This window comes from Deinococcus sp. AB2017081 (genome assembly GCF_034440735.1).
Lineage (GTDB): Bacteria > Deinococcota > Deinococci > Deinococcales > Deinococcaceae > Deinococcus > Deinococcus rufus.
This window is the reverse complement of record NZ_CP140100.1, coordinates 66877-82382: the sequence shown is the minus strand read 5'-3', so window position 1 is coordinate 82382 and position 15506 is coordinate 66877. Positions and strand designations below refer to the sequence as shown.

Sequence of the window (15506 nt, the reverse complement as noted above, 5' to 3'; positions counted from 1 at the left end):
GGCCACCGCCGTCACCATCGGCAGGCTGCCGTCATGAGGTGGCGGGACACGGCAAAGCGGAGGCCTGAAGGGCAGGGCACCTGAGGGTCTGGACGCCGCCCGTGCCCGGACGCCCGCCCCTTGTCACACCCGTCGCCCATCCACGCGTGGTCGGCGAACGGAAGGGCGGCTCCGGCCTTCCCCGTCCGCCCTGCTCCCTGCGCTCAGGGCGTGAACCGTGCAGAGGCAAGCTGGCGGGCGATCGCCACCCGTACCCTGCCGCCGGGCCGGGCGCTGGCGGCGGTGAAGCGCTCCTCCCGTCCCAGAACACCGCTCCCGGAGAACCGCTCACACCCGAAGCGGAAGGGCCCTCCGGTTCCGAAGCCTGCTCCAGAGATCCATCGGCGTGCCGCCGCACTGCAGCGACGTCGGCGGTCTTCACGGTGCTGGGCTGGTGAGCGTCCCGCCGCTCACGGCGGGGGCTGTGCCGCCGTCCTGCCCGGTCACGGGAACCGCCGTCTGGCCGTTCCCACGGACGCTGAGATCTGGCGGGCCGTTCGCGTTCAGCCGGGCGACTGCCAATCCCGCACCGTTCGTGCCCGCGGGTGGCCCCCGGCCCTGCGCGTCGGCGGTCAGGCCGGGCCTCGGCCCGGAGCCCACGCCCAGGCCGTCGACGCTGGCCCGGCCGTCGCCGTCGGTCGCCTGCGGGCTCCGGGCGGCGGTCTGAACGCCTGCGTCCGTCGTGCCAACGGGCGTGAGGGTATACGTGCCGGGAGCGACGTTCTCGGCAGCATCCAGCCGCACCGAGCAGTCGCTGTCGGCGGCGCCGCGCGTCCCCTCCTGGGTGAACCCGGCGGGGAGGGACCCGAAGGTCATCTGCACGGTGTCCGCGATCCCTGCCTCGCGTTTGAGATCCACGAAGGTGGAGACCTCGCCGCCCGGCGTCAGGTGCAGGGTCACGAAGGCGGGCTGGAGGGAACGGTGAGCTGACAGCGGGTTTCAGATCCGTTGGGGGGCGACACCGATGCCCCTCGATTCCACGTGCACCCGCTGTCTCCTGCAGGTGCTCGCTCCGCTCGATTTAGAGGCAGTGAGGGAACCCCGTGTGCCTCTGAATTCGGCTATGAGGCCACCGTGTGGGCGAAGGAGTGCCCCCACAGGCCTCGAGGGCGGTGACGGGCGTGAAGCCGAGGGCGAAGCGCAGGGGAGTGTGCCGCGGAAGTCCTGTGTGGAATGGGAACGGCCGTCCTCCTGCGGCGGAGCCAGGGCCGGAGGTGGGAGCGCGTGAACCGGTCATGCGCTGCCGGGCGCCGACTGCTGGGCCTGGAGGGGTGCCGTGCCCGGCGCCGCGTCCGCCCGGATCAGGTCGGCGGCCTTTCGACCGTCACCTCCGTCGGCTGGGAGTGCGGAGCGCTCACGGTCACGGTGGCGCTCGTCTGTCCCGCCGGGAGGGTGACGGTCGGGGCCGTGGCACCACTCGGCAGGCCGTTCAGGGTGATGGCCACCGCGTCCGTAAAGCCCGCGTCGCGCGTCACGGTCACCGTGAGGGACGCGCTCGTGCCGGTGATCACGGGCAGCTTGTCCGCAGACACCGCCAGCGTGAAGCCCGCGGCGGGGGTGGGGGCGGTCACGGTGAGCTCGGCGGGGGCGCTCGTGACGCCTGCAGCGGTGGCGGTCACCTGGGCGCGGCCGGCGGCCTTGCCGGTGACGACGCCGCCGGTGACGGTGGCGACATTCTCGGCGCTGGACGTCCAGGTGAAGGCGGCGTTCGGGACGACCGAGCCCTGGGCGTCGCGGGCGGTGGCGGTGAGGGGGGTGGTGTCGCCGATCGGCACGGTGGCGGCCGGGGGGGTGAGGTCGATGGAGGCGATGGTGGCGGAGGGGGTGGAGCTCCCGCCGCCACCGCAGGCGGTGAGGGTCAGGGAGATCAGGGCGGCGTTGAGCAGGGTGCGTCGTGTCATGGGGGCGTCCTCCTTGCCGTGGGGGCGACGCCACCGTATGAAACGGAGCTTGATTGCACGGTGATCGCGCGAAAAGGGTCACCCACACGCTCAGGTGAGGCGGGTTAGGTCATGTGGCGTACGCCAGGGCGCGTCCAGAACCCGGCCGGGGACGTCATCCTTCGATCATGGTGCCAAGGGGGTTCTCAGGCTCCACGGAACCGCAGCGCTCGGCGGTCTCCGCGGCCCACGGCGTGCCATGCCGCGACGCTCCGCACCCACCATGGCCGCGTGGGATCACTCCCGCCGGGCCGTGCGACGTGAACACGTGGCAGGCCACGCGGCTTCCCGTGTCCGCGTGATCAACGGATGGACGTGGGGCCACGCCTTCGGTGCGGGCCGGTTCCGGCCCGCACCCACAGGTGGCCGGCGCCACCGGTTTCCACGCAGCTCGGTTCCACTCCGCGTGGAACACCCAGCGTCCGTGGCAGCCACGGGTGGTGCGTTCAGTCGGGGAGCGTGAACGTGAAGGTGGCGCCCTGGCCGGGCGCGCTGGCCGCCCAGATGTGGCCGCCGTGGCGCTGGACGATCCGGCGGACGTTCGCCAGACCCAGGCCGGTGCCCTCGAATTCGGCGGGATGATGCAGGCGCTGGAACGGCTGGAACAGCTTGTGGGCGTACGTGGGGTCGAAGCCTGGCCCGTTGTCGTGGACGGTGATGAAGGTGGTCGCCTCCCTGTGGCTGGCGCTGACATCGATCACGGGCTGCGGAATGTGGGCGGTGAACTTCACGGCGTTGTGCAGCAGGTTCTGCATGACCAGGGCCAGGAGGGCGGCGTCGCCCCGGATGGTGGGGAGCGGGCCGATGCGCCACTCGACCGGGTGGAGCGCCGCGCTGACGTCCAGGTCGGCAATGACGTCGGTCAGGAGCGCGTCCAGGGCGACGTCCGTGCAGTTCAGGGGCTGCTGACTGGAGCGCGTCAGGACGAGCAGGCCGTCGACGGTGGCCGACAGGCGGTGGGCTCCGTGCTTGATCTGGTCGAGGGCGCGGGCGGCGCGGTCGGTTCCGGGGGGCAGGTGGCGTGAGAGCAGGTCGGCGAAGCTGGTGATGTGCCGGATCGGGGTGCGCAGGTCGTGTGACACCGAGTGCGCGAACGCCTGCAGGTCATCGTTGAGGTTCTGGAGTTCCTCGGTGCGCTCACGGACGCGGTCTTCGAGGTGCGCGTTGGTGTCGTCCAGAACCTGCTGCATGGCGAGCCGGGCGGTGAGTTCCTGCTGCAATTCGCGGTGGAGCCGGGCGTTCTCGACGGCCTTGCCGGCGCGGGCGGCGACCTGCTGGGCGAAGTCGAAATCGTCCGGCGTGTACGCTCGGGCCGCCGTGGTGCGGCCGAACCCGAGGACGCCGATGGGGCGGCCGGCCACGAGCATGGGCACGGTGATGATGGACCGCAGGTGGAGCTGCCGCAGGTCACGTCGGTGCTCCTCCGGGATGGAGGCGGTCTCGTACATCTCGTCGGTGATGGTCGCCACGAGTTCCGGCTGGCCCGTGGCGTACACGCGCCCGACGCCGCTGTCCGCGGAGGCGTGCGTGGGGTAGCGTCGGGTGTAGTGCTGGAGCAGGGTGACCATCTGCGGATCCTGATGGGTGATGGTCACGGGTTCGAGGCGGCCGTCTGGGTCCGGGAGGTAGATCACGCACCAGTCGGCGATGTCCGGAACCGTCAGGCGGGCGAGGCTGTCGAGGATGGTGGTGAGGTCGAGAGACCGGCTGAGGATGGCCCCGGCCTCAGCGAGGAACTGCAGGCGGGTGTTCAGGAGGTGCGCTTCGGCGCGGGCGGCGCTGCGCTGGAGTGACTGCGCGCACACGTTGGCGAGCGTGCTGAGGAATGCCCGGTCCGTGGCGTCGAACCGCCGCTCCGTGTAAAAGGAGAGGGCGAGGACGCCGAGCGTCTGGTCGCGAACGGTGAGGGGCAGGCTCGCGAAACTGCCCGTGACCTGCGCCAGCACCTCACGCAGGGCGGGGTACGCCTGGATGGCCTCCGCGCTACGCTCGATCAGGATCGCGGTCTGGCTGACGTAGGCCTCGGTGCTGGGCGTCCGGCGCTGCAGCGGGAGGACGCGCCACGCCTCGACGCGGCCGGGATCGTACCCGGTGGTGCCTCTGATTTCCAGATGCTGGCCGTCCGGGGTCACCAGCATGACGGAGCCCGCATCCGCACCGAGGAGCCGCACACTCTCGTCCACCACGGTGTTGATGACGGCCTCGGGGGTCACGGCGTCGCCGAGCGCCTGGGTGATGCGCCGCCACGTGTCGACGACAGTGTGGGCGCGGCTCTCGTCGAGCATGTCGTGCCGGTTGACCAGATCCTCTCCTCCGGCAGGGTGTGACATGGTACGGAGGATACGCTCAGCACCCCTTCAGGAACGCGGAACAGGCCCACCGCTGACGGGGGGGGCTCCTGTGGTGGCGCTGGATTCACGGCGGCCCGGCCGGGGCCGCCCTCCGTCCGGGAACCTCACGCCACGTCGCCGGTGACGAGCAGCACGGCGACGCTGTAGGACTCGCCCCCGGTCTCCGGCGCCTGATATTCACCGAACAGGGCGATCAGGCGGGCCTTGAGCTCCCGCGCCTGGCGGGCCGTCAGGGTCAGCGTGGCGACATTCGCCATCAGCGGGGCGACGCCCGCAAACAGGGTGCTCACCCGCCCGTCCCCGTCGCCCAGACGCAGGTTGCTGCCGGTCACGTCATGCTGCTCCAGCCCGTACCCCCAGATGTCTGCGTGCTCCTGCATCTGCCGCGCCGTCAACGTCATCATGCGCGTCACGCGCGGGATCAGCTGCGCGGCCAGGAAGGCGTCCAGGGTGTCCGCACGGGTGACCTCGAAGGGAATGAATCAGCGGGGCGTCACCCCGTAGCGGCGCATCCCGCGCCCCGCGCGGGGCTCCACCGCCGTGATCACGGCGATGTCGGCGCGCTGCAGCTTGCCCACCAGGTACTGCGCGCGGTTGGGGGACACCTTCAGGGCGAGCGCCACCTCGGTGACGGTGCTGGGCGTGGTCATGAGCAGCCCCAGCAGGGCGCGCAGCGTGACGTCCAGCAGCAGGGCGGCCTGCGCCGCCGTCGCGTGCCGGATCGGGGGAAGGGGGGACGTGACCGTCATGCCCTGACGCTCCGGCAGGGCTACCTGAAGACGCGGGTGTTGGTTCAGGTTGGGCGTCGTCACGCTGACGCCATGCCCCTGCCCTCCTCCCTGTGGAACCGGTCGTTCGTCCTGTGGCTGCTCGGCAGCGCGCAGTCCCGGCTGGGCTCGGCCCTGTCCGGCATCGCCCTGAGCTTCCTGGTGCTGTCGCAGACCGGTTCGGCCCGCGCGACCGCCCTGACCCTCGCGTGCGCGCTGGCCCCGACCCTGCTGATGCCGCTGATGGGCGCGTGGGTCGACCGGATGCCCCTGAAGGTCCCGCTGATCGGTGCCGCGCTCGTTCAGGGGCTGCTGCAGGTCATGGTGGGCGGCGTGGCCGTGGCGTGGGGCGAGGTTCCCCTGTGGGTGGTGAACGGCGCGGCGCTGCTGTCCGGGCTGGCCAACGCGTTCGCGCAGCCGGCCAGCAGCGCGGCGGTGCCGGCCCTGGTGCCCCCGGACCAGCTTGCGCGGGCGAACGGCGTGGTGATCAGCGTGTCCCAGGGGGCGTGGCTGCTCGGCACCCTGGCGGGGAGCGGTCTGGTGGCCGCCGTGTCGCCCGCCGTGGCGATCGCGCTGGACCGCGTGAGCTTCCTGGTGATGGCCGGGCTGCTGACGCAGGTCACGCTGCCTCAGACCATGGGACGCGGCGCGGCTGGGCCGGGGCTGCTCGCCGACCTGTGGGCGGGCCTGCGGCTGATGCGGCGCTCGCGGACGCTGTCGTTCACGCCGGTGATCGGCCTGCTGCTGAACGCCACCCTGGCCCCGTTGCTGGTCATCGTGCCAAAACGGATGGTCTCGCTCGGGGCGGGTGCGCAGGGGTACGGAGCGTTCCTCGCCCTGGAGGCCGCTGGCATGGTGGTGGCAGGCGTGCTGTTCACCGTGCTGGGCCGCCGCCTGCCCACCCGGCGGGCGACGGCGGCGGGCCTGCTGCTGACGGCGGTGACGTACGGCGCGATGTGGTCGTGGCCGGTGCTGCCGGTGGTGCTGGCCGGGTCGGCGGTGCTGGGCTTCGGCTTCGGGATCCTGAACACGCCGCTGAATACCCTGCTGCAGCACCTGGTGCCGGCGGCATACCTGGGGCGGGTGTTCAGCGTGCTGGGGATGGGATCGAGCATCGGGATGCCGCTGAGCCTGCTGCTCGTGTCGCCGTGGCTCGACCGGTTGCCGCCCGCCGTGTGGTTCGGCGCGGCGGCGTGCCTGCAGGGGCTGGGGACGGTGGCGTGGATCCTGGTCGTGCAGTCCGAGCGCCGGCTCCCCGACCTGCGCGGGGCCGAGGGGATGGCGTGATCCGGTGGGCCCAGGACGCCGGGCGGGGCGGGGGAGACGGCGCCCAGACGAGGGCGGCCTGGCCGGGGGCCGCGGGCACCGACCGTTCCGACGGCTTCTCGGGTGGCACGGCAGCATCCGGAGCGAGCCTGCCGAGTGGCGTTCCGGTGCCTACCGGGCCAGCGTGCCGACATCGAGGCGACCTCCGGGTCGCGTGCCTGGCTGTGTCGTCCGGACGCCGCCGGTGGGGCAGCTCGCCGGGCGCGGGGCGCTCCCTCAGCCCAGGGGGCGGCCGCCGTCCACCGGGAGCACGGTGCCGGTGGTGAAGGTGAGGAGCGTGGCCGCGGCGAGCACGGCCTGCGCGACCTCCTCCGGACGGGCGATGCGCCCCAGTGGCGTGTGGGCGGCCTGCGCCGCGATCACCTCCGGGGGCATGCGGGCCGCGTACTCGCCGTCCACCCAGCCGGGCGACACGCTGAGCACGCGGATGTCCGGGGCCAGCGCCCGGGCCAGCGAGCGCGTCAGGGAGTCCAGGGCCGCCTTGGACGCGCAGTACGCGACGTTCGACCCCAGGCCCGTCACGGCCGCGACCGACGAGATGTTCACGACGAGGCCGTGGCCGCCTGAGCGCAGGAGCGGCGCGAACGCGCGGACGCACGCGAAGGGGCCGCGCACGTTCACGCGCAGGATCGTGTCGATCCACTCGTCGCTCAGGCCGTCCAGGTCGGCGTGCGGCACGGGCGTCGTGAGGCCCGCGTTGTTGACGAGCAGGTCCAGGTGCCCCTCGGCGCGCCGGATGTCCTCGGCCACCGCCGCGAGGACGGCCGAGTCGTCGACGGGCACCCGCGCGCAGCGGTGGCCGCGGCCCGGCAGCGCGGCGGCGAGCGCGGCGGCGCGCGCCTCGCTCCCGCCGTAGCCGACGATCACGGTGGCGCCCGCCGCCGCCAGGGCGCTGCAGATGGCGCGCCCGATGCCGCCGGCACCGCCGGTCACGAGCGCCACGCGGCCCGCCAGGGACGGTGCGCCCGTCACGGCCCGGTTCCGGCGACGGTGTCGCGCCAGATGAGTTCCGGCGCGTGCAGGCGCGGGCCGTCGACGGGCTGCGGGTCTTCGAGGGCGCGCAGGGCGTCCTCGATCATCGCGTCGAGCGGCTGGCCGATGGTGGTGAGGCGGTACGCGAGGCGCGCCGACTCGTCGATGTTGTCAAATCCGATCACACTGACCTCCTCGGGCACGCGGCGGCCCAGGGTGCGCAGGGCGTCGAGCACGCCGATGGCGACGATGTCGTTCGCGCCGAAGAACGCGTCAGGCCGCGTGCCGGTCGCGTCGAGGTGCAGGGTCGCCTGGACGCCCCAGTCGTACTGGAACGCGCGGGACGGCGCGGCGACCGGCCGCAGGCCCGCCTCGGCGAGGCGTTCGGTGAAGCCGCGCAGCCGATCCTGGTGGGTGGACGTGTCGGGATCGCCGCCGATGAAGGCCGGCCGGCGGGCGCCGGCGTCCAGCAGCACCTGCGCGGCCAGGCGGCCCCCGGCGTGGTTGTCGCACGCGACGGAGAGCAGCTGGTGGCCGGGCAGGTGCCGGTTGAACAGCAGGACGGGCACCCCGCCGCCCTGCACGTGGCCGAGGGTGGGCGGCGTCGCCGTGAGGCGGGTGGGGAACACGATGGCCGCCTCGATCTGGTACGAGCGGGCCGCGTCCAGCGTCTCCTGCACGTCGCGCCGCGCGTCGTGGGTGAGCAGCAGCGCCCGCTTGCCCCGCGCCTCCAGTGCCTGGGCGAACTTCGACAGGGCCTGCGGGTAGAAGGGGTTGTGCAGTTCACCGACGATGAGCGCCACGATGCCGCTGCGCTGCGTGACGAGCGACCGGGCGATCGCGTTGGGCTGGTAGCCGAGGCGCTGGGCGGCCTCCAGCACGCGCCGGCGCGTCTCGGGGCGGATGGACGCGCCGGGCGTGAAGGCGCGTGACACCGCCGACTGCGACACGCCCGCCTCCCGCGACACGTCAAGGGACGTGACCCGCTGGGCGGACGCCGGTGGGGAGGGAGCGCGGGTCATGGACGTGCCTTCAGCATAAACCGCCCGGTCAGTCGCCCGTGCCCACCGCCACGGCCGGCGCGTACCGCTCGACGCGCAGGTCCGCCTGCCGCTGGTGGCCGGCGAAGCCCTCCACGCCGCAGATGACCGAGCAGTGCCGGCCCACGACCACCGACGCCTCGCGGGTGGCGCGCTGGTACGTGACGGTCTTGAGGAACTTCCCGACCCACAGCCCGCCGGTGTAGCGTGCGGCGCGCCCGGTGGGCAGGATGTGGTTCGTGCCGATGGCCTTGTCGCCGTACGCGACGTTGGTCTCCGGCCCGAGGAACAGCGAGCCGTAGTTCGTCATGCGCGCGAGGAACACGTCCGGGTCGCGCGTGAGCACCTGCACGTGTTCAGAGGCGATCTCGTCGGCGAGGCGCACCATCTCGTCCTCGTCCTCGGCCACGATGATCTGCCCGTAGTCCTGCCACGCGCGCCCGGCCACCTCGGCCGTGGCCAGGCGCGTGAGCTGGCGTCCGATCTCGTCCTGCACGTCCTGCGCGAGCGTGGCGGAGGTGGTGAGCAGCACCGCAGGCGAGTTCGTGCCGTGCTCCGCCTGCCCGAGCAGGTCCGTGGCGACCATCTCGGCGTCCACCGTGTCGTCGGCGATCACGAGCGTCTCGGTGGGCCCGGCGAGCAGGTCGATGCCCACCTGGCCGAACAGCTGCCGTTTGGCCTCGGCGACGTAGGCGTTGCCGGGCCCGACGAGCATGTCGACCGGCGCGATGCTCGGCGTGCCCAGGGCGAGCGCGGCGAGCGCCTGCACGCCGCCCATGATGTAGATCTCGTCGGCCCCGGCGAGGTGCATGGTCGCCACGGTCGCCGGGTACGGCTGGCCGTCCTTGGGCGGCGTGACCGCCACCACGCGGGGCACGCCGGCGACCTTGGCGGTGGCGACACTCATGATGGCCGAGGCGATCATCGGGTAGCGGCCGCCCGGCACGTAGCACGCGACCGAGTTCACGGGCAGCACCCGGTGGCCGAGGGTCACGCCGGGGATCGTCTCGATCTCCACGTCGTGGATGGACGCGCGCTGTGCCCGCGCGAAGGTGCGCACCTGCTCGAGGCTGAAGCGGATGGACGCGAGCTGCTCCTCGGGCACCTGCGCCACGGCCAGCGCGATCTGCTCGGCGCTGAGGCGGAACTGCGGGGGGTTCCAGCCGTCGAAGGCCTGCGAGTGCTCACGCAGCGCGCCGTCGCCCCGGGCGCGGATGTCCGCGATCAGGCCGCGCACCGTGTCGTGCACGCTCTGGGTGATGCTCAGCTGGGTGTCGACGTTCATGCCGGGCTTGACGATGTGGGCCATGGCGTGCCTCCTTGCGCGGGAATCGGGTGGGGACGGATCACTCAGTACAGCGGCGGTGGCGTTCCTGGGGGCGCCCCACCGCGCAGGTCGCCGAGCACGGTGCGCGCCGCCGTGGAGAGCAGGGCGAGGTCGGAGCCGGCCGTCACGAAGCGGTAGCCGAGGTCGAGGGCGGCGCGGGCCAGGTCGCCGCCCTGGGTGAAGATCCCGGGAACCACGCCGCGCGCGGCCGCGGCGCGCGCGATGTGCGCGACCGCGTCATGAACCGCGCCCGCGCGGAAGTCGAGGGTGGCGTGGCCCGTCAGGCTGAGGCTCAGGTCGCCCGGACCGACATACACGCCGTCCAGGCCCGGCGTGTCGAGGATCGCGTCGAGGTGCTCGAGCGCGCGGGCGGTCTCGATCATGGCGAAGACCAGGGTGCCGGCGTCCGCGCCCGCCGCGTAGGCGTCGCCGTGGACCAGCCGGGCGCGGGTCGGGCCGAAGGAGCGCTGGCCGGCCGGGGCGTAGCGGCACGCCCGCACGAGCGCGTCCGCGTGATCCGGCGTGTCGATCATCGGGCAGATCACGCCCACCGCGCCGGCGTCCAGGGCGCGCATGAGGTCCGGGGGGTGCAGGCCCGGCACGCGCACCAGGGGCGCGGCGGGCGTCGTGGCGATCGCCTGCAGGGTGCCCACCAGGCCGCCGTCGCCGATCAGGCCGTGCTGCAGGTCGACGGTCAGGGCGTCGTAGCCGGCGCGGCCCATCACCTCGGCGCTCACGCCGCCGGGCAGGTGCAGCCAGCCGTTCAGGACCACCTCGCCGCGGCGCAGGCGTTCCGCGACGGCCCACGGCTCACGCATGGGCGATCCCACCCAGGGCGTCCGAGACGGCGGTGGGAGCGTCGAGCGGCAGGTAGTGGCCGGCGCCCGGCACGACGCGCACGTCCGCGTGCGGGGCCAGCGCCGCCATGGCGTGGGTCAGCGCGGGCGGCGTGACGGTGTCGTGCGCGCCGACCAGCAGGGTGAGGGGCCCGCCGTACGCGCCCAGGTCGGCGCGGCTGTCGGGCCGCGAGCGCAGCAGGGCGAGCTGCTCGAGGAAGGCGGCCGCCCCGACCCGGTGCGCCATGGCCGCGACGGTGCCCGCGTGTGCACCCGACGCGGCCGAGATCCGGGCCACGACCTCCCCGAAGTCGCCCGCCTCGGTGGCGCGCCGCTGCGCGGCCCACGTGTCGAGCTGTGCCGGCGTGGGGGGCAGGGGCGACGCGCTGATGAGCGTGAGCCGGCCCACGCGCCCGGGCCAGCGGCGCAGCACCTCGAAGGCCACCAGAGCGCCCAGCGAGAAGCCCACGACGTGGAGGGGCCCGGCTGCGCCGGCCACCGCCCGCGCGGCCGCGTCGGTGAGCGTGCTGCCGCGCACGACGGGCGCAGTGCGGACACCGCGCGGCGCGGCCACGCCGTGCCACAGCGTCGCGTCGCACAGGGTGCCCGGCAGCAGCACCGTGGTCACCGCGTCAGTCCTCCCCGAACTGGCGGAGCATCTGCTGCTCGAGGTCGGCGAAGTTGTCCGGCTTGATCATCTTGCCGCTCTCGCTCGCCTCGAAGCCGTACTCGCGGGCGCGGCGGATCACGTCCGGGGCCCAGTACGGATCCTTGCCCTCGTACACCTCGTGTTTCTCGAGGACGGCGAAGATCCAGCTCTCGCCCTCGTCAATGCACTCGAAGCCGCGCCACAGGTGCGCGGGCAGCGTGACGTAGTCGAACTCCTCCAGGATGGTCTCGCCGTCGATGGCGTCGGGGCCCTGGCCCCAGTAGAAGCGCCAGCGGCCCTTGAGCGGCAGGAAGGACTCGATGTAGTCGTGGGTGTGGTACGCGGGGCCGTTGCCCTGGCGGGCGCGCACCATGCCGATCTGGAAGCCGTGCGGCGAGGTGATGAACGGCGCGTAGGCGTCGTTCTCGGACGCGGTGTCCCCGATCACGGCGTAGTTGTGGCGCTGGTGGCCGGGCAGGATCGAGTCGATGAACATGAGCGGGATCGGCCGGGTCTTGAGGTCGCGGAAGCGGACGACGTTGCCGGTCATGGCACCGAGGTGCTCCACGGGCCGGGGATCGGTGGGTTCGGGGACGGTCATGGAGCCTCCAGGAAGGGACGGCGGGCCGTCTGGGCCCGGACAGTGAACCCGCAGGGTTCGGTGCATATGAATACGTATGCAAACTGTACGGCGCTCTTCCGGCGTCGTCAAGGCCAACGGGGAGTGGATGTCTATAAAGTACGTTCTGTAGCGCATGTGGGAAGGCTTGACAAAAACCGGAACCCACCCCTAAGGTATGAATACGTATGCAATTCACGCGTCAACGGGAGCCCGCGGCACCCGGATGACCCGGAACCCGCGTACCGCGTTCCGCGACCGCCGCGAACCGGCCCGTCCACCGCGCGCCACCGCATGACCACCCGGCACCGGACCCCGACCCACTCCTCAGGAGGGAACCACATGACGAAGGCAGAACACGGAGTTCATCGGCGCATCGGACTGACCCTGAGCCTCCTGGGCGCGGTGGCGACCACCGCCACCGGCTCGGCGCAGACGGCCGCGACGTACGGCCTCAAGGCCGGCAAGCCCTACGCCGGCACCGAGGTCAAGTTCCTCATCTGCTGCGCCACCGCCGGCCAGTTCGCCCAGATGATCAAGCTCACCGGCCCCGGCAGCGAGTTCGAGAAGCTCACGGGCATCACCGTCAAGTGGGAGAACACCCCCTACGAAGCGCTGCAGCAGAAGATCCTGGTCGAGGCGACCACCGGCAACACCTACGACGCGGTCGCGTGGGTCGACGCGTGGGGCGAGGCCTTCAAGTCCCAGATGATGCCGCTGAACAGCCGCATCGCCGCGGACAAGATCAACATGAAGGACTACCCGAACGCCTACATCGAGGCGTCCACCGACGCGTCCGGGAACATCGTCGGCCTGCCGTTCCGCGGCCACCCACTCGTGCTGTTCTACCGCAAGGACGTCTTCAAGGACCTCGGCCTCAAGGTGCCCACCACGTGGCAGGACGCCGTCAAGACCGCGGCCACCATCCAGCAGAAGAAGCCCGGCATGACCGGCCTGTCGACCATGTACGGCGTGAGCGCCGGCCAGAACCTCTTCAACTGGGTCAGCATGTTGTGGGGCAACGGCGGCGACATCCTCGACAAGCAGGGCAAGCCGGTGTTCAACAGCGCCAGGGGCGTGCAGGCCACGCAGTTCTACATCGACATCCTGCGCAAGAACAAGGTCACCAACCCCGCTGCCACGACCTTCGCCGAGCCCGAATCGTCCTCCGAACTGCTCCAGGGCCGCGCGGCCATGTGGGTCGGGTGGTGGTGGTACTGGGCGCGCTTCTCCGACCCCAAGGGCGTCGCGCCCGCCGTGCTGAACAACGTCGGCTTCGCGCCCGCGCCCGGCTGGGCCGGCGGCAAGACGCAGAACTACGCGCTGATCTGGCCGCTGGGCATCTTCAAGAACGCCAAGAACCCCGACGCCGCGTGGGAGTTCATCAAGTACGTCACGAACACCGAGGTGCAGAAGAAGGTCGCGGCGAACCGCAGCATTCCCGCCGAGGCCGACAACACCATCGTCACGTTCAGCGGCATGAACGACGCCAAGGTCAACGCCGCCAATGGCGGCATCCCCAAGGTGGGCGCGCAGGCCCTCGCGACCGCCCGCACCCTCCCGCAGGTCAAGACCTGGGCCGAGATCCAGAGCGTCCTCGAGGTCGGCATCAACCAGATGGCCACCGGCGCCGAGGTGCAGGCGACCCTGAACCGCATGGCCAGGGACGTGGACGCCATCCAGAAACGCGCCGGCTACTACAAGTAAACGCGGCCCACGCCCCGTTTCCCCTGTTGCACGGCACGCCGGGCCACCGTTTCCAGGGTGGCCCGGCTGAGGTGAGGATCCATGGAACTCCCCCGAACGACGCCTGACCTCGTGGCCGAGGGCGCCCCGCGCCCCGCCGCGACCACCGCTCCCCGGCCGTGGCGACCGCAGAGCAGCGGCCTGCGCTGGCTGATGCTCGCCCCGGCGCTGGTCGTGATCCTCGCGACCGTGATCTACCCGCTCGTCGCGTCCTTCATCACGTCCTTCCGCGACTGGCGCCTCATCAACTCGCCCACCCCCGGCGCCTTCGTGGGTCTGGAGAACTACACGCGCGCCCTCACCGACGCCGGCTTCCTCAACAGCCTCGGCGTGAGCGGACTGTACACGCTCATCTCGGTCACGCTGACGCTCGTCACCGGCCTGGGCATCGCGCTGATCCTCGCCAAGCCCACCCCCCTGAACGTCTTCGCGCGCACCCTGCTGATCTTCCCCTTCGCCGTCGCCCCGATCCTCAAGGGCTACTCGTGGCGGTTCATGCTCAACCCCGAGTACGGTGTGTACGCCAAGATGCTCGGCGAGGTCTTCCCGCCGCTCAAGGGTTACGTGTGGCTGGGCCACGACTTCAGCGCCCTGGTCGCCATCGCGATGTCCGAGATCTGGGGCTGGGCGCCGCTGTTCGCCCTGATGTTCATCGGCGCGCTCGGGGCCATCCCGGCGGAGACCACGGAAGCCGCCAAGATGGACGGCGCGACGGGCGTCCAGATCTTCCGGCGCATCACGCTGCCGCTGCTCGCCCCGGTGCTGTACATCGTGGCGCTCCTGAAGATCATCTCGGCGTTCAAGATGTTCGACCAGGTCGCCATCATGACCGGCGGCGGCCCCGGCGACTCCACCCAGACGCTGTACTTCTTCGTGTACCAGGTGGCGTTCCGCAACCTCGACCTGGGCTACGCGTCGGCCGTGTCGTACCTGCTCGTCGCGATGATGGCCGTGATCGCCACGTTCTACGTGCGCACCCTGATGAGGGGGGACTGATGCAGGCCCCGCTGCGCCGCCCCGAGCCCGGCGTGCTGCTGCGCCGCCGCGCCGCCCAGACCGGCGAGGTGGTCGCCACGCTCGCCGTCATCTTCTTCGTCGCCTTCCCGCTGGTGTGGATGATCCTCGCCGCGTTCAAGAACCAGATCGACGTGTACTCCACGCGGCTGCTGTTCACGCCCACCCTCGACAACTTCCGGGCGATCTTCGCCAACCCGATCTTCCTCGGCTCGCACGTGTGGGTCAGCGCCCTGGTGTCGTTCCTGACCGTCGCGGTCACCATCCCGCTGGCGGCCGCCGCGTCGTACGTCCTGTCCCGGCACCGCTTCCGGGGCCGCGACACCCTGTTCCTGCTGATCCTGATCACGCAGTTCGTGCCGGCGGTCGTGGTCGCCATTCCCTTCTTCACGCTGTTCCGCTCCCTGAACCTCATCGACACGCCGTGGGCGCTGATCATCGTGTACCTGTCGTTCACGCTGCCCTACGCCATCTGGATGCTGCGCGGCTTCTTCGACGCGCTGCCCGTCGAGATCGAGGAGGCGTCGTTCATCGACGGCTGCAACGAACTCCAGACCCTGCGGTACGTGACGATCCCGCTGATCCTGCCGGGCCTGCTCGTCGCCGCCGTGTTCGCGTTCATCTCCGCGTGGAACGAGTTCTTCTTCGCCCTGATCCTCACGCGCTCGGACGCCCTGACGCTCCCCGTCACCATCCAGACGATCTCCGGCCCGCGCGGCCCGATGTGGGAGCAGGTCGCTGCCGCCGGCATGCTCGTGATGGTCCCGATCCTGGTCATGTCGCTGTTCATCCGCAAGTACTTCGTCGAGGGCATCACCGTCGGGGCCGTGAAGTGACCACCGCCCGCCGGCCCCGCACGCCCCGCCCCGACGCCCCGCCC

At 71.7% G+C, this 15506-nt stretch carries 15 protein-coding genes; 4 read left to right on the top strand and 11 right to left on the bottom strand.

Annotated elements, in window-relative coordinates:
• Window positions 1-417: 417 nt before the first annotated feature.
• The 5 genes from U2P90_RS19575 to U2P90_RS19555 form a co-directional block, all read right to left on the bottom strand.
• Window positions 418-939: a hypothetical protein gene (locus U2P90_RS19575; RefSeq protein WP_322474889.1), complete on the bottom strand. Its 522-nt coding sequence runs from the start codon at window positions 937-939 to the stop codon at window positions 418-420.
• Between the two features lie 401 nt (window positions 940-1340).
• Window positions 1341-1940: an Ig-like domain-containing protein gene (locus U2P90_RS19570; protein ID WP_322474888.1), complete on the bottom strand. Its 600-nt coding sequence runs from the start codon at window positions 1938-1940 to the stop codon at window positions 1341-1343.
• Between the two features lie 485 nt (window positions 1941-2425).
• Window positions 2426-4309: a GAF domain-containing protein gene (locus U2P90_RS19565; RefSeq protein ID WP_322475004.1), complete on the bottom strand. Its 1884-nt coding sequence runs from the start codon at window positions 4307-4309 to the stop codon at window positions 2426-2428.
• A 125-nt stretch (window positions 4310-4434) separates the two neighbouring features.
• The gene (locus U2P90_RS19560) at window positions 4435-4743 is read right to left on the bottom strand and encodes a hypothetical protein (protein WP_322475003.1); all 309 of its coding nucleotides are present in this window, start codon (window positions 4741-4743) and stop codon (window positions 4435-4437) included.
• Window positions 4744-4812: 69 nt separating this feature from the next.
• Window positions 4813-5142, bottom strand: coding sequence for a hypothetical protein (locus U2P90_RS19555; RefSeq protein WP_322475002.1), 330 nt, complete (start codon window positions 5140-5142; stop codon window positions 4813-4815).
• A 9-nt stretch (window positions 5143-5151) separates the two neighbouring features.
• Here U2P90_RS19555 and U2P90_RS19550 point away from each other — a divergent pair, with 9 nt between their 5' ends.
• Window positions 5152-6384 carry an MFS transporter gene (locus U2P90_RS19550; RefSeq protein WP_322475001.1) on the top strand — a complete coding sequence of 411 codons (1233 nt, stop codon included), beginning with the start codon at window positions 5152-5154 and terminating at the stop codon, window positions 6382-6384.
• A gap of 255 nt (window positions 6385-6639) precedes the next feature.
• Here the strand turns inward: U2P90_RS19550 and U2P90_RS19545 are convergent, their stop codons facing one another.
• From U2P90_RS19545 to U2P90_RS19520, 6 genes are read right to left on the bottom strand one after another with little or no spacing between them, the layout of a single operon-like run.
• A complete protein-coding gene (locus U2P90_RS19545) occupies window positions 6640-7395 on the bottom strand; it encodes an SDR family NAD(P)-dependent oxidoreductase (RefSeq protein ID WP_322475000.1) in 756 nt (251 codons plus the stop codon).
• Window positions 7392-8417 carry a LacI family DNA-binding transcriptional regulator gene (locus U2P90_RS19540; protein ID WP_295822410.1) on the bottom strand — a complete coding sequence of 342 codons (1026 nt, stop codon included), beginning with the start codon at window positions 8415-8417 and terminating at the stop codon, window positions 7392-7394. The genes U2P90_RS19545 and U2P90_RS19540 overlap by 4 nt, the downstream gene beginning before the upstream one ends.
• A gap of 28 nt (window positions 8418-8445) precedes the next feature.
• Window positions 8446-9744: a histidinol dehydrogenase gene (gene hisD / locus U2P90_RS19535; RefSeq protein ID WP_295822411.1), complete on the bottom strand. Its 1299-nt coding sequence runs from the start codon at window positions 9742-9744 to the stop codon at window positions 8446-8448.
• 41 nt (window positions 9745-9785) lie between these two features.
• On the bottom strand, window positions 9786-10580 hold the full coding sequence (locus U2P90_RS19530; protein WP_322474999.1) for an HpcH/HpaI aldolase family protein: 795 nt from the start codon (window positions 10578-10580) through the stop codon (window positions 9786-9788).
• Window positions 10573-11226, bottom strand: a complete 654-nt coding sequence (locus U2P90_RS19525; protein WP_322474998.1) for an alpha/beta fold hydrolase — start codon at window positions 11224-11226, stop codon at window positions 10573-10575. The genes U2P90_RS19530 and U2P90_RS19525 overlap by 8 nt, the downstream gene beginning before the upstream one ends.
• 4 nt (window positions 11227-11230) lie before the next feature.
• The gene (locus U2P90_RS19520) at window positions 11231-11848 is read right to left on the bottom strand and encodes a cupin domain-containing protein (protein WP_322474997.1); all 618 of its coding nucleotides are present in this window, start codon (window positions 11846-11848) and stop codon (window positions 11231-11233) included.
• Window positions 11849-12208: 360 nt separating this feature from the next.
• Here U2P90_RS19520 and U2P90_RS19515 point away from each other — a divergent pair, with 360 nt between their 5' ends.
• The 3 genes from U2P90_RS19515 (at window position 12209) to U2P90_RS19505 (ending at window position 15462) form a co-directional block, all read left to right on the top strand.
• Window positions 12209-13573, top strand: a complete 1365-nt coding sequence (locus U2P90_RS19515; RefSeq protein ID WP_295822420.1) for an ABC transporter substrate-binding protein — start codon at window positions 12209-12211, stop codon at window positions 13571-13573.
• Between the two features lie 81 nt (window positions 13574-13654).
• On the top strand, window positions 13655-14608 hold the full coding sequence (locus U2P90_RS19510; RefSeq protein WP_322474996.1) for a carbohydrate ABC transporter permease: 954 nt from the start codon (window positions 13655-13657) through the stop codon (window positions 14606-14608).
• On the top strand, window positions 14608-15462 hold the full coding sequence (locus tag U2P90_RS19505) for a carbohydrate ABC transporter permease (protein ID WP_295822424.1): 855 nt from the start codon (window positions 14608-14610) through the stop codon (window positions 15460-15462). Before U2P90_RS19510 ends, U2P90_RS19505 begins: the two co-directional genes overlap by 1 nt.
• Window positions 15463-15506: the final 44 nt, after the last annotated feature.